This window comes from Pseudomonas sp. P129 (genome assembly GCF_020312195.1).
Classification (GTDB): Bacteria; Pseudomonadota; Gammaproteobacteria; order Pseudomonadales; family Pseudomonadaceae; genus Aquipseudomonas; species Aquipseudomonas fragariae.
In genome coordinates this window covers 113,950-126,786 of sequence record NZ_JAGPYS010000010.1, presented here as the reverse complement: position 1 = coordinate 126,786, position 12,837 = coordinate 113,950, and the positions used below count along the sequence as shown (strand labels likewise).

8 protein-coding genes are annotated in these 12,837 nt (G+C 63.1%); 6 read left to right on the top strand and 2 right to left on the bottom strand.

The features are described 5' to 3' along the window. Positions 1–24 precede the first annotated feature (24 nt). Complete coding sequence (locus tag KBY02_RS20640; protein ID WP_096127023.1) at positions 25–2,364, bottom strand: acylase; 2,340 nt, start codon at positions 2,362–2,364, stop codon at positions 25–27. Positions 2,365–2,550: 186 nt separating this feature from the next. Here KBY02_RS20640 and KBY02_RS20635 point away from each other — a divergent pair, with 186 nt between their 5' ends. The 3 genes from KBY02_RS20635 to KBY02_RS20625 are packed head-to-tail and all read left to right on the top strand — an operon-like array spanning position 2,551 to position 7,093. Then, positions 2,551–3,723 carry an efflux RND transporter periplasmic adaptor subunit gene (locus KBY02_RS20635; protein ID WP_011267357.1) on the top strand — a complete coding sequence of 391 codons (1,173 nt, stop codon included), beginning with the start codon at positions 2,551–2,553 and terminating at the stop codon, positions 3,721–3,723. Further along, the gene (locus KBY02_RS20630; protein WP_011267356.1) at positions 3,724–5,697 is read left to right on the top strand and encodes a MacB family efflux pump subunit; all 1,974 of its coding nucleotides are present in this window, start codon (positions 3,724–3,726) and stop codon (positions 5,695–5,697) included. It abuts the gene before it with no gap. A gap of 7 nt (positions 5,698–5,704) precedes the next feature. After that, positions 5,705–7,093: an efflux transporter outer membrane subunit gene (locus KBY02_RS20625; protein ID WP_024660359.1), complete on the top strand. Its 1,389-nt coding sequence runs from the start codon at positions 5,705–5,707 to the stop codon at positions 7,091–7,093. A gap of 347 nt (positions 7,094–7,440) precedes the next feature. On the opposite strand, the gene KBY02_RS20620 is transcribed toward KBY02_RS20625, so the two are convergent. Further along, positions 7,441–9,075 carry a hypothetical protein gene (locus KBY02_RS20620; RefSeq protein WP_024650678.1) on the bottom strand — a complete coding sequence of 545 codons (1,635 nt, stop codon included), beginning with the start codon at positions 9,073–9,075 and terminating at the stop codon, positions 7,441–7,443. Positions 9,076–9,257: 182 nt separating this feature from the next. On the opposite strand from KBY02_RS20620, the gene pvdM reads away from it, so the two are divergent. The 3 genes from pvdM to KBY02_RS20605 are packed head-to-tail and all read left to right on the top strand — an operon-like array spanning position 9,258 to position 12,833. Continuing rightward, on the top strand, positions 9,258–10,652 hold the full coding sequence (gene pvdM / locus KBY02_RS20615; protein ID WP_024659947.1) for a pyoverdine-tailoring dipeptidase-like protein PvdM: 1,395 nt from the start codon (positions 9,258–9,260) through the stop codon (positions 10,650–10,652). Continuing rightward, on the top strand, positions 10,645–11,925 hold the full coding sequence (locus KBY02_RS20610) for an aminotransferase class V-fold PLP-dependent enzyme (protein WP_024659946.1): 1,281 nt from the start codon (positions 10,645–10,647) through the stop codon (positions 11,923–11,925). Before pvdM ends, KBY02_RS20610 begins: the two co-directional genes overlap by 8 nt. 47 nt (positions 11,926–11,972) lie before the next feature. Then, a complete protein-coding gene (locus tag KBY02_RS20605) occupies positions 11,973–12,833 on the top strand; it encodes a formylglycine-generating enzyme family protein (RefSeq protein ID WP_024650675.1) in 861 nt (286 codons plus the stop codon). The last annotated feature ends 4 nt before the right edge of the window (positions 12,834–12,837 follow it).

Below are 12,837 nucleotides of genomic sequence, written 5' to 3'. Positions count from 1 at the left end.
GCCCAAACGCTTTTCTTGCCTCTTTCAGCGATCAGGCTCCTCGCTTATCACCTGCACCTCATACGCAGGATCAGCCTTGATCTGCTGTTCAGTGAACGGCAACGCCTGCCATTGTTTTTTTGAAAATGCTTCAGTCTGGTCACTTGAATGGGCTGACTGTGGATTGCTCGATTCCGAGAACGCCAGTAAACCCTGCGCCTTGGGGCCCTGCTCGTCGAACGTCACCACCTGCAGGTAGCTGGTGCCACTGACCACCTCGCGCTTGCCGTCCTTGCCCGCCACCGTTTGCATGGCGTTGTAGACGCCGAGCCCGGCCGGACCGCCGTGAATCGGGATCTGCTTGCCGCTGATGCTGGAGACCTGAATGTCGCCCCATTTACTGCCTGCCGGGAGGCCTGCCTTGGCCACGTCATCGACCGCTGCGAGCATGGCCGCGCGCAGTGCGGTGGCAACAGATGAGTTTTCAATCGCCAGCCCGCTCGGCGTGTGAACCGGGTCCTGCGGGTCGAACGCGACGCGCCAGCGTGAGGCAACAGCTTGCATGGACGTCATGATCTTCTGGAAGTACACGAAGCCGATGCCACTGTTCAGGTCAGCGCGCCCGTCCCAGTCTTTCAGTGCAGCGCACAACGGTGCCAGACGGGCAGCGTCGTCACCCAGCTCCGAGGCGCAGAATGTGAGCAGATCCGGCAGCACTTGCCCGGCCTGATAGACCTCGTTGTCCATGACCATCGCTTGCAGGTTCTCGACGCTGATCTTGCCCGCCGTCTTCAGGCTCTCCAGCCGATCCAGCGCAAAACGTGCTCGCTGTCCCAGCGGCTGGCCGTCCTGGCTGATCAGCGGCGAAAAGCCCTGCAGCGGCGCAGCGGGATTGACCATCCACGCCGAATCGTTGGAATGCTGCACGAAATCGGTCCGCAGCAACTGCGGCTGGCGCGAGGACGGATAGATGCCGGCTTGTGCTGCCTCTGCGGAGACCTCCCAGTTGCATTCACTGCGCGAGCCGTCGAGCACGATCAGCTCTGTGCCGATGCGCGGATCACTGCACCTGGCAAGCCTGGCGGCATCAACGTTCGGCACCACCGAGAGGTTCATGTACAGCGCCTGCCCCTGGGCATCCACCGCCAGGGTGTTGACCCACGGGATGCCCTGGATCTTACGTACCGAATCCTGAAACGCCTTGAGGCTGTCGGCCTTGTCCATCGCATACCACTGCTGCAACACCCGATCATTTTGCAGGTTGGCATCACGCAGACTGAAGGCAAACTTACTATCCCAGTCCAGCTTGCCCGGCCATTGCACCACCGGACCGAATATGGACGAATAGACGATGCGTGGCACCGACTTCAGGCTGCCATCCGCTTGCTTCACGTCGACACTCACCTGCTGCTTGCCCATGGCAACCGATTGGCCATCCAGCAGGTAACGGGTGGAATCCTTCGGGTCGAGCTGCAGGCGATGCAGCGTGAAGTGTTTCGACGTGTCGACGGTATGGCTCCAGGCCAGATGCTGATTGAAGCCGATGTTGATCAGCGGCAGGCCCGGCAGCGCTGCGCCCATCACGTCGAGTTTGCCGGGAATGGTCAGGTGCATTTGATAGAAACGCATGCCGCCGCCCCATGGGAAATGCGGATTGGCCAACAGCATGCCGCGTCCGTTGGCGGACAGCTCGCGTCCTATTGCCACGGCATTGCTGCCGCGTTCCAGAGCAAAACGCTGGTTACGCGCAGCGGCCAGTTGCAGCGCCTGAGCCTGCTGAGCATCGACCTGCAGTGGTTTTTGCTGTGCAGGCGGCGTGGCACCGGCCAGCGCTTCGGCAAACTGCCCAACGCCCCCCTCGACCAGCAGGCGGCGGGTCAAACGCAGCAGATCATCGGTGCTGATCGGTCGAACCCACTCGGCCGCACAGGGTTGCGGCAGGCCTTGGGTGGTCTGCTCGGCCAGCGAACGGTTGTAACCGGCGACATAACCCTGCATCAACTGGCGAATCTCCCGCGGCTGCGCATTCCAGAAATCCGCCAGTGCCTGCGGCGTATTGAGCCACTGGAACAGCAGGTCGCTGGCCATGTTGTTGCGCTGCTCAAGGGTCGCCTTGTCCGGGCCGAAATAGCGCGAGCGCTGGCCATTGACGGTGACCACCTCATTGGCCAGCAGGCACAGGTTGTCCTGCGCGTAGGCATAACCGATGCCGTAGCCCAGACCGCGCTCATTGGCGGCAACGATGTGCGGCACGCCAAAACCGGTCCGCCGGATCTCGGCCCTGGCCGCCTGATTTCCAGGCTCAACCAAGGCCTGCGCAGGCAAAATCACAGCGAATGAAAGACCTGCAAACAGAAAACCGCACAGGGGTCTGAAAATAATCACGCTGACTCCAACTCGACAAGACGACCCGAATTAGCCGCTCCCGTTAAACGAAGCACGGACGCTGATGTTTAGCCGAAGCGGACAACCCGTGATCGACGCTAAATTCCTGCCGGCATGCCTCGTTTAAAGGGCAGCTCTCGTGGCCGTCGCTCACCGACCGACTGATCTCCCAGCGCAGGAATCTGCATGAAACGCTCTCGACATCCTCGACGCGCCCTCCTGGTGGCGCTGTGCCTGTTCCCGGTCATTGCCGTATGCGCCTGGCAGATCCTGCCCGACAGCAAAAGCAGCGCCGCAACTGTGACGGTGACCCGCGGCACGATCGAAAACAGCGTCACGGCGTTGGGTACCCTGCAGCCGCGCAGCTACGTGGACGTGGGCTCGCAGGCCAGCGGGCAGATCATGAAAATCCACGCCCAGGTCGGCGATCAGGTCAAGGAAGGCGACTTGCTGGTCGAAATCGATCCTTCGACGCAAAAAGCCAAGCTCGACGCCGCACGCTACGCCATCGACAACCTCAAGGCGCAATTGCAGGAACAGCGTGCGCTGCACGAACTGGCCGAACAGAAGCAGCAGCGCCAGAAGCGCCTCGCCGCAGGCGGTGCCACGCGGGCCGAGGACGTGCAGGCTGCGGAATCGGAATTTCGCGCCACCCAGGCACGGGTCGACATGTTCAAGGCGCAGATTCTCGAAGCCCAGGCCGCCCTGCGCAGCGACGAAGCAGCGCTGGGCTACACCCGTATTTTCGCGCCCATGAGCGGCACAGTGGTGGCCCTCGACGCACGTGAAGGCCAGACGCTGAACGCACAACAACAGACGCCGCTGATTCTGCGCATCGCCCGCTTGTCGCCGATGACGGTCTGGGCCGAGGTCTCGGAAGCCGATATCGGCCATGTCAAACCCGGCATGACTGCCTATTTCACCACCCTGAGCGGCGGCAACCGGCGCTGGAGCAGCACCGTGCGACAGATCCTGCCAGTACCGCCCAGGCCGCTGGATCAAGCCAATCAGGGCGGCGGCAGCCCGAGCAGTGCGCGCAAGAACGGCGGTGGCCGGGTGGTGTTGTACACCGTGCTGCTGGACGTGGATAACAGCGATCAGGCGCTGATGGCAGAAATGACCGCGCAGATATTTTTCGTCGCCGATAAAGCCGAGAACACACTTACCGCGCCACTCGCGGCGTTGCGAAACGGAGCGCAGACCGATCGGCAGACCGCCCAGGTGTTGTCTGCCAATGGCGAGGTGCAGAACCGTCAGGTACGCACCGGCATCAGCGACCGCCTGCGCGTGCAGGTACTCGACGGCCTGAATGAAGGTGAGCGCCTGCTGGTGCCCGCCTCTGTCGGCAGCGGGGGCTGAATGCGCACGCCGCTGATCGACCTGCGAGGCATTCGCAAATCCTACGGCGGAGGCGACAGCCCGCTGGTCAACGTGCTGCGCGGCATCGATCTGTCGATTCATACCGGTGAGTTCGTGGCGATTGTCGGCGCTTCCGGGTCCGGCAAGTCGACGCTGATGAACATCCTCGGTTGTCTGGACCGTCCAACCTCGGGCGAATACCTGTTCGCCGGAGAAAACGTCGCCGCGCTGGGCAGCGACGAACTCGCCTGGCTGCGCCGCGAGGCATTCGGGTTCGTGTTTCAGGGCTATCACCTGATTCCGTCCGGCTCGGCCCAGGAAAACGTCGAGATGCCGGCGATCTACGCCGGGACGCCCGCCGCAGAGCGTCATGCCCGAGCCGCCGCCCTGCTCGACCGGCTGGGCCTGGCGTCGCGCACCGGCAATCGGCCGCACCAGTTGTCCGGCGGCCAGCAGCAACGGGTGTCCATCGCCCGCGCCTTGATGAATGGCGGGCACATCATCCTCGCCGACGAGCCCACCGGTGCGCTGGACAGCCACAGTGGCGCGGAGGTCATGACTCTGCTCGACGAACTGGCGAGCCAGGGCCATGTGGTGATCCTCATCACCCATGATCGCGAAGTGGCGGCGCGCGCCAAACGGGTCATCGAGATCAGCGATGGGCTGGTGATCAGTGATACGGCTCAAGATGCTTCTGACGTGCAGCGCTCAGTCAATCCAGCCGCGCTGCAGGCGGTCGACCTGCGCAAGCGTCTGAGCGAAGGCAGCGGCAGCCAAAGCGCCTGGCAAGGCGAACTGTTCGACGCGATTCGGGCGGCGTGGCGAGTGATGTGGATCAACCGCTTCCGAACCGCGCTGACCTTGCTGGGCATCGTCATCGGCGTGGCGTCGGTGGTGGTGATGCTGGCTGTCGGCGAAGGCAGCAAACGTCAGGTGATGGCGCAGATGTCCTCGTTCGGTTCCAACATCATTTACCTCAACGGCAAGGCGCCCAACCCGCGTGCGCCCAAGGGCGTCATCACCCTGGAGGAAGTCGCTGCGCTGGGCGAGTTGCCCGAGGTGAAAATGATCATGCCGGTCAACGGCGGCCAGGCCGGGGTGCGCTACGGCAACCTCGATCATTCCAGTTACGTCGGCGGTAATGACACGCACTTTCCGGCGATCTTCAACTGGCCGGTGGTGGAAGGCAGTTATTTCAGCGAGGCTGATGAGCAGAACGCAGCCGCCGTGGCAGTGATTGGTTACAAGGTTCGCCAAAAACTGTTCGGCGAGCAGAGCGACCCTGTCGGCCAGTACATCCTGATCGAAAACGTGCCTTTTCAGGTGGTCGGCGTGCTGCAGGAAAAAGGCGCCACATCGGGCGATCTGGACAGCGACAATCGCATCGCCATCCCCTACTCGTCGGCCAGCATCCGCCTGTTCGGCACACAGGACCCCGAGTACATCACCATCGCCACCCGCGACGCCAACAACGTCAAACAGGCTGAACAGTCGATACGCAACCTGCTGCAACAGCTGCATCACGGCAAACAGGATTACGAGCTGACCAACAACGCCGCGATGATCCAGGCCGAAGCCCGCACCCAGAACACCCTGTCGCTGATGCTCGGCTCGATTGCCGCCATTTCCTTGCTGGTCGGCGGTATCGGAGTGATGAACATCATGCTGATGACGGTGCGCGAACGCACCCGTGAAATCGGCATCCGCATGGCCACCGGCGCGCGGCAGAGCGACATCCTGCGGCAGTTTCTCACCGAGGCGGTGATGCTTTCCGTGGTCGGCGGGCTGGCCGGTATCGTGCTGGCGCTGGGCATGGGCGCAGCGCTGCTGCTGAGTAAGGTGGCCGTGGCGTTCACCCTGCCGGCTGTGGCCGGGGCGTTTGCCTGCGCCCTGATCACCGGCGTGATCTTCGGTTTCATGCCGGCCCGCAAGGCTGCCCGCCTCGACCCGGTCGCGGCCCTCACCAGTGAATGATCGATCAATGAAGCCGAGTCTCTCCGTTTTGACTGCCTGTCTGTTGCTGAGCGCCTGCCAGACACCCGCCCCGCCGCCGGACAGCGGCATCCAGCCACCGGCAAGCTGGGCGTTTGCCGAAAACGCCGCCGCGCAGCGCAGCGACGTGCGTTGGTGGCAGCAGTTCGGCAGCCCGCAGCTGGATCGCCTGATCGAACAGGCCAGCCGCGACAGCCACGAAGTCGCTGCGGCGATGGCGCGGGTTCGTCAGGCACAGGCCAGCGCCATCATCGGCGGCGCGCCCTTGCTGCCGGAACTGGCCTTTGACCTGCGCGGCGAACGTAACCGGTTCCTGCGCAACAGCGACCGCAAGGCCAACCCTTCCGACGACAACAACACCAACAATTTCACCAGCGACCTGACCGCCAGCTATGAAGTGGATTTCTGGGGCGGCATCGCAGCGGGACGCGACAGCGCACTGCAAGGCCTGCGCGCCAGCCGGTTCGATCAGGCGACCGTGGAGCTGACCCTGCTGGCCAACGTCGCCGACCGCTATGCGCAAACCCTGGCGGCGCGCGAGCAAGGGCGGATTGCCGAGCTGAATCTGGCCAACGCGCAAGACGTGCTGCGCCTGGTGCAGACCCGCTATGAATCGGGCTCGGCAACGGCACTGGAGCTGGCACAGCAGAAGAATCTGGTTGCAACCCAGCAGCGTGAACTGCCCCGCGTTCAGCAACTGGCCAACGAGCAGTTGATCACCCTGGCGGCCTTGCTCGGTCAGCCGGTGCAGAATCTGCACCTCGCGGATCAGCCCTTCGACACCCTGAACTGGCCGGACATCGGCGCAGGTGTACCGAGCGAGTTGCTGACCCGCCGCCCTGATCTGGCCAAGGCCGAGGCTGACCTGGCAGCGGCACAGGCCAATGTCACCGTCGCCCGCGCCGCCATGCTGCCGAAACTGACCCTGAGCGCCAGGCTGGGCACCGAAAACACCCGCGCCGAAGACTGGCTGCGTGCACCGTTCAGCAGCCTCGCTGCCGGGCTGGTGGGGCCGATCTTCAACAATGGCCGCCTGGCTGCCGAGCGCGACAAGGCCACAGCGCGTCAGGAGGAACTGCTGGAAACCTATCGCGGCGCGATCATCAACAGCTTCGCCGACGTGGAAAAAGCCCTGAACAGCATTCGCGGCCTGGATCAACAGCGCTACTGGCACGAAGAAGAACTCAAACAGGCACAAACTGCCTTCCGCATCGCCCAGAGCCGCTATCAGGAAGGCGCCGAGGACCTGCTCACCGTACTGGAAACCCAGCGCACGCTGTACCTGGCGCAGGATGTCAGTGTGCAACTGCGGCTGGCGCGCCTGCAGGCGAGCATTGCGCTGTACAAGGCACTGGGTGGGAGCTGGCAGGTGCACTGAGCGCCACGCAAGGAACGATAATCCCGACTACCGTGCTGAAGCACTGCGTCGGTCTGCGCGAACAACTCATTATCGTGCGACGCTCTGCGTCGCATGCCGTTCTGGACGCTCTGCGTCCTCTTGCGACGCAGAGCGTCGAGACCTGCATTCCCACGCGGGAGCGTGCGGAACGATAATCCCAACTACCGTGCTAAAGCTCTGCGTCGGTCTGCGCGAACACCTCATTATCGTGCGACGCTCTGCGTCGCATGCCGTTCTGGACGCTCCGCGTCCTCTTCCGCCACAGAACGTCATGGACGGCACTCCAAAGCCGGAGCGCTGGGAACGATAACCTCCACTGCCGTTGGTCAGAACCACCTGTCCGGCAACAAATTCCGGGCATACCACGGCCTGCGGGGCACGCGGCGTAGCAGGTTGCTCAGTTTGTCATCTGCCGCAAAGGTGATGCGCAGCGCCAGCTTCATGACTTCCGGGTCCATTTCCATGGTCGTGCCTGCGGTCTGGCCGGGCACTGTGCTGCAACCGTGCGTTTCAGGCCCCAGCCACGGGTCGCTGACTTCGACCCAGCGGCCCGCTGCGAACCACGGCACGCCGTTGACTTCCAGGCGCTTCACTTCACCCGGATGGAAGCGCTCGTGGGCGCGGAACCAGTCCTCGATGCGGTCGTCGATCCAGCCGTGGAACATCCAGAACACCGGGTTCACGTGCGATGAAAACGGGTCGGCGAGAAAGTCGTTTTCCGGCTCGAACCAGCGCTCGGCAAAATCATCCGAACGACGTGCCATCGGCACCGGCTGGCCGTTGGCCGGGTCGCGGGCCACCGAGGCCCAGCGCATGTGCAACCAGTCGTGCAGTTCCAGCTCGACCTGCGAACCGAACTGCCCCAAGGTCAGCTTCGACAAGAAGCGCGGATCGCGATACTGCGATTCCCAGACCTGAAAATGCGTATGAAACGTCTCGTGGCTTTTGATATCGCTGACCAGCTGGGTGTATTCCTCGTCACCGTGCGCCAGCCAGTTGGGCGGCAGCGAACAACCGTCGTGATTGTCGAAATAGCGGGCAAAGCCCAGCCGGTCGCGCTCCAGCTCAGGCTGCGGCAGTGGAAAGCGCGGCCATGACGGCAAGTCCTGAATCCTGCGTGCCTGGATCAGCATGTGCCGGTGCATATAAAAGAAGTCTTCGCCCGAGCCGTTGCGGTCCTTGTGCGGGCCACGCGCATCGCGCTCATGCTCACGCGGGCCCGGCTGCCAGCCAATGCCGCGCAGGGCGTCACGCTTGTCTTCGGGCAGTTTGTGCCATTTGTCTCGCGAGGCATGCCAGAGCTGATGGAACAGACGATGCTCCCTGGACACCAGCCAGGCCAGAAACGGCGGGCTCAGACCGACCCTTTCCCGCGCCTCTGGAAACACCTGCTTGATCGCGATCAGACGGCTTTCCAGTTCCGGCAGGGCCAGCGCTCGGTCCAGACGTTCGATACGCCCGCTCAGGGTGCCGCTGCCTGCGTTACCGAATGCGCCCCAGACTTCATCGAGGGTCAGGCTGAATTCGTAATCCGGGTTGTCGCTGTGCGGGTCATTGCCGGCATGGCCGTCCATGACCCGCAGGTAGAGTCTTGCGGCGTTGGCCGGTTGCAGATCGCCAATCACCCGAAAACGCGGCAGTCCATCGCTGCGCAATCGTTCGGCCGTGTCGATATAGCCGCGCAGGCCGCGACCGCGCGGGGCAATGTCGAGAAACATTTCCAGGCCTTCGAGCGGCGCACCGCTCAGCCCGGCATCGCGCCCCTCGAAACGCAGGGTCCACACCCCGCGCAGCTTGTCGGCCAGGCGCTGAGTGGCGGTATCGGCAGGCCCCGCCGTCGCTTCGCCCGGCGTTTCGGGCAGGTCGACCCGGGTGAGTTCCCGATGCGCGTAATACGCTGCCGGAACTGCCGCACCGGTCAGCGCCAGCCCCGCTATGAACCCTCGTCGAGAAATCGTCATTACCCTACCTGTTCCAGCCCCGAGACAGCCGTTATCCAAGCTAGAACGTAAACCCGGCAGACAAATTTAGCGCTGCACACACATCCATGACCCCGCGCTAAATTTATCGGCGATCCGCTCGTTCTCCACCAGATAGCAACAGCCGTCGCAGGCTGCGCAACGGTTAACCACACGAGACGGAAATGACAAGACCGCGTTGGAAAAAAGCTCTCTTCATCGGCCTGCCGCTGGCCCTGGCCATCAGTGCAGGTGCGGGCTTTCTGGCCTGGAATTACTGGTCGCCAGCAGGCTACCCGGTCAAGGTTATGCAACAGGCCGACGACCTGCAGGAGCGGATCATTTCCTTCGACAGCCACATCACCGTGCCGATGAAATTCGGCAGCGAGGGCAACGAAGCCGACAAGGACGGCTCGGGGCAATTCGACCTGGTGAAAGCCGCGCGCGGACGCCTGTCCGGGGCTGCACTGACGGTATTCGGCTGGCCGGAGATCTGGAACGGCGACAACGCCCCGCATCGTCCGACACCCGGTTTCGTCGACGAAGCACGCCATCAGCAGGAAGTGCGTTACAAAATCATCACCGGCATGGTTCGCGACTTCCCCAATCAGGTCGGCATCGCCTACACCCCGGACGACATGCGCCGCCTGCACGGCGAAGGCAAGTTTGCCATATTCATCAGCATGCTCAACGCTTACCCGCTGGGCAATGACCTGAGCCTGCTGGACCACTGGACCGCACGCGGCATGCGCATGTTCGGTTTCAGTTATGTCGGCAATAACAGCTGGGCCGACTCTTCACGTCCCCTGCCCTTTCTCAATGACACGCCCGACGCACTGGGCGGCCTGTCGGAGATCGGCAGGCAGGCCGTGCAACACCTCAACGATCTGGGCGTGATCATCGACGTGTCACAGATGTCGAGCAAGGCGCTGCAACAGGTCAGCGAGCTGAGCCGCACGCCGATGGTCGCCTCGCACTCGACGCCGCGTGCGCTGGTGGACATCCCGCGCAACCTCAGCGACGAGGAACTGCAGCTCATCAAGCGCAGCGGCGGCGTGGTACAGATCGTGGCGTTTCCGGCCTATTTGAAGCCGCTGAGCCAGAAGACCCAGGACAAGCTCAACGCGCTGCGCAAGGACTTCGACCTGCCGCCGTTGCCGAACCTGGCCATGGCGCTGATGCCAGGCGACCCGATCATCACCGTCTGGCCGGAACAACGCTTCGGCGCCTATGCAAGCAAGCTGTACGCGATTCTCGAGGAGGAGCCCAAAGCCACGGTCCAGGACTTCGTCGACGCCATCGATTACACCGTCCGCAAAATCGGCATCGACCACGTCGGCATCAGCTCCGACTTCAATGATGGCGGCGGTGTGAAAGGCTTCAATGATGTCAGCGAAATCCGCAACGTGACGGCCGAACTGATCGAGCGCGGCTACGCCGAGGCGGATATCACCAAGCTGTGGGGCGGCAATTTCCTGCGCGTCTGGGAGCAGGTTCAGGCTGCTGCTCGTCCGGATGTGAAGCACATGAATCTCTCAAACGCCGCTACCCGATCCTCAGGCGCAGACGCTCATGACTGATCGCAGAACCTTCCTCAAACAGGCCGGGCTGCTCGCGGCAGCCCTGCCCCTGGGCTCCGGCCTTGCAACGGCAGCCGTGACGCCAGCGACTCAGCCGGCCTCCACGGACAAATGGACGCGCCTGAAACAATTGTTCAATCAGGACCCGGATTACGTCCACCTCTCCAATTTTCTGGTCACCTCGCACCCTGCTCCGGTTCGCCAGGCCATCGAACAGTATCGCGCGCATATCGACCGTAATCCCGGTCTGGCCATGGACTGGGACCTGGGAGAGACCGAGCGCCGCGAACACGAGGTTCGCGTCTGGGCGGGCAAGTACCTGAACGCCCAACCCGGCCAGATCGCCCTGACCGGCAGCACCACTGAAGGCCTGGCAATCATCTACGGCGGTCTCCATGTGCGCCCGGATCAGGAGATTCTGACCACCGAACACGAGCATTCCTGCGTCCGCGATATCCTCAAATTCCGTCAGCAGCGCGACGGCACGCAGGTGCGCAAGATTCGCCTGTTCAAGGACCCGGCGACCGTCTCGGCCGATGAAATCATCGGCTCCATCGCGCGCAGCATTCAGCCGAAGACGCGGGTGCTGGGCATGACCTGGGTGCAGTCCGGCAGCGGCGTGAAACTGCCCATCGCGGCCATCGGCGATCTGGTCGAGGAACACAACCGTAACCGTGACGACCAGGAGCGCATTCTCTACGTGGTCGACGGCGTGCATGGCTTTGGCGTCGAGAACCTCGATTTCCCGGAGATGAAGTGCGACTTCTATGTCGCCGGCACCCACAAGTGGCTGTTTGGCCCGCGCGGCACCGGCATCGTTTGCGCACGCTCGGAACAGGTCAAGGACCTCACGCCGCTGATCCCGACGTTCTCGGAAGCCACCGGTTTCAGCACGATCATGACGCCCGGTGGGTATCACTCGTTCGAACACCGCTGGGCGTTGAACGAGGCCTTCAAACTGCACCTGCAACTGGGTAAGGCCGATGTGCAGGCACGCATTCACCAGCTCAACAGTTACCTCAAGCAGCGCCTCAAGGCCCAGCCCAATGTCGAGCTGGTGACGCCGGTGGACCCTGCGCTGTCGGCGGGCTTCAGCTTCTTCCGGCTCAAGGGCCAGTCGTGCGACGACGTGGCGGCCTGGCTGATGAAGCAGCGCATGGTCGTTGACGCGGTAAGTCGCGACGTCGGCCCCGTGGTGCGCACCGCGCCGGGACTGCTGAACAGCGAAGCCGAAATCGATCGTTTCATGACACTGCTCGCCCGGCGCGCCTGACACGCCCGAACCGATCACCTGTTTTCCGTTTTCCATCGAGACCCGACATGAAAAAAACACTGCTGCCCCTGTCCGCCCTGCTCGGCCTTCTGCTCTGCGACAGCGCCCTGGCCGCCACGCCGGTATCCGCGCCAGGTAAGGTGTTCAAGGACTGCAAGGACTGCCCGGAAATGGTCGTGCTGCCTGCGGGCACCTTCACCATGGGTGCGCCCGAAGAGGAACTGGGTCGTCAGCCGGACGAAGGCCCGCTGCATGACGTGACCTTCGCCAAACCGTTCGCCATCAGCCGCTTTCAGGTACTGGCTGGCGAATGGGCCGCCTATATCAAAAGCTCCGGTTACAAAATGCCGGATGGCGATACCCGGCCGGGCCGCGAGTGCAAGGCCGGCAAGCCGCGCTACCCGCTGAGCCCGCGTCAGCCTGCGGTGTGCATGGACTGGAACGAAGCCAAGGCGTATGTCGAATGGCTGTCGAAAAAAACCGGCAAGTCCTACCACATGGTCAGCGAAGCCCAGCGTGAATACGCGGCACGCGGCGGCAGCAAGGGCTCGTTCCCGTTTCCGATGGACGAAGGCAAGCCCTACAGCATTGCCAAACACGCCAACACCTACGGCCCGGAAGACGGTTTCAGCTACACAGCGCCTGCCGGCAGCTACAGCCCCAACGATTTCGGCATCTACGACGCCCACGGCAACGTCTACGAGTGGACCGCCGATTGCGAGACCAGCAACTACAACGGCGCGCCCACCGATGGCAGCGCGTGGCTGGCCGGTGATTGCACCTGGAAGATGATTCGCGGCAATGACTGGACCGAAGCGCCGATCTTCTCGCGCTCCGGCAACCGCAACAGCCGCCAGCCGGATGTACGGGGTGACTGGCTGGGTTTCCGGGTCGCCCGCGACCTCTGACGGA

Bases quoted from the DNA above. Each gene is read 5' to 3' on its own strand.
- KBY02_RS20610 (WP_024659946.1), top strand. From the start codon at position 10,645: ATGACTGATCGCAGAACCTTCCTCAAACAGGCCGGGCTGCTCGCGGCA.
- KBY02_RS20625 (WP_024660359.1), top strand. From the start codon at position 5,705: ATGAAGCCGAGTCTCTCCGTTTTGACTGCCTGTCTGTTGCTGAGCGCC.
- KBY02_RS20635 (WP_011267357.1), top strand. From the start codon at position 2,551: ATGAAACGCTCTCGACATCCTCGACGCGCCCTCCTGGTGGCGCTGTGC.
- pvdM (WP_024659947.1), top strand. From the start codon at position 9,258: ATGACAAGACCGCGTTGGAAAAAAGCTCTCTTCATCGGCCTGCCGCTG.
- KBY02_RS20620 (WP_024650678.1), bottom strand. From the start codon at position 9,075: ATGACGATTTCTCGACGAGGGTTCATAGCGGGGCTGGCGCTGACCGGT.
- KBY02_RS20630 (WP_011267356.1), top strand. From the start codon at position 3,724: ATGCGCACGCCGCTGATCGACCTGCGAGGCATTCGCAAATCCTACGGC.
- KBY02_RS20605 (WP_024650675.1), top strand. From the start codon at position 11,973: ATGAAAAAAACACTGCTGCCCCTGTCCGCCCTGCTCGGCCTTCTGCTC.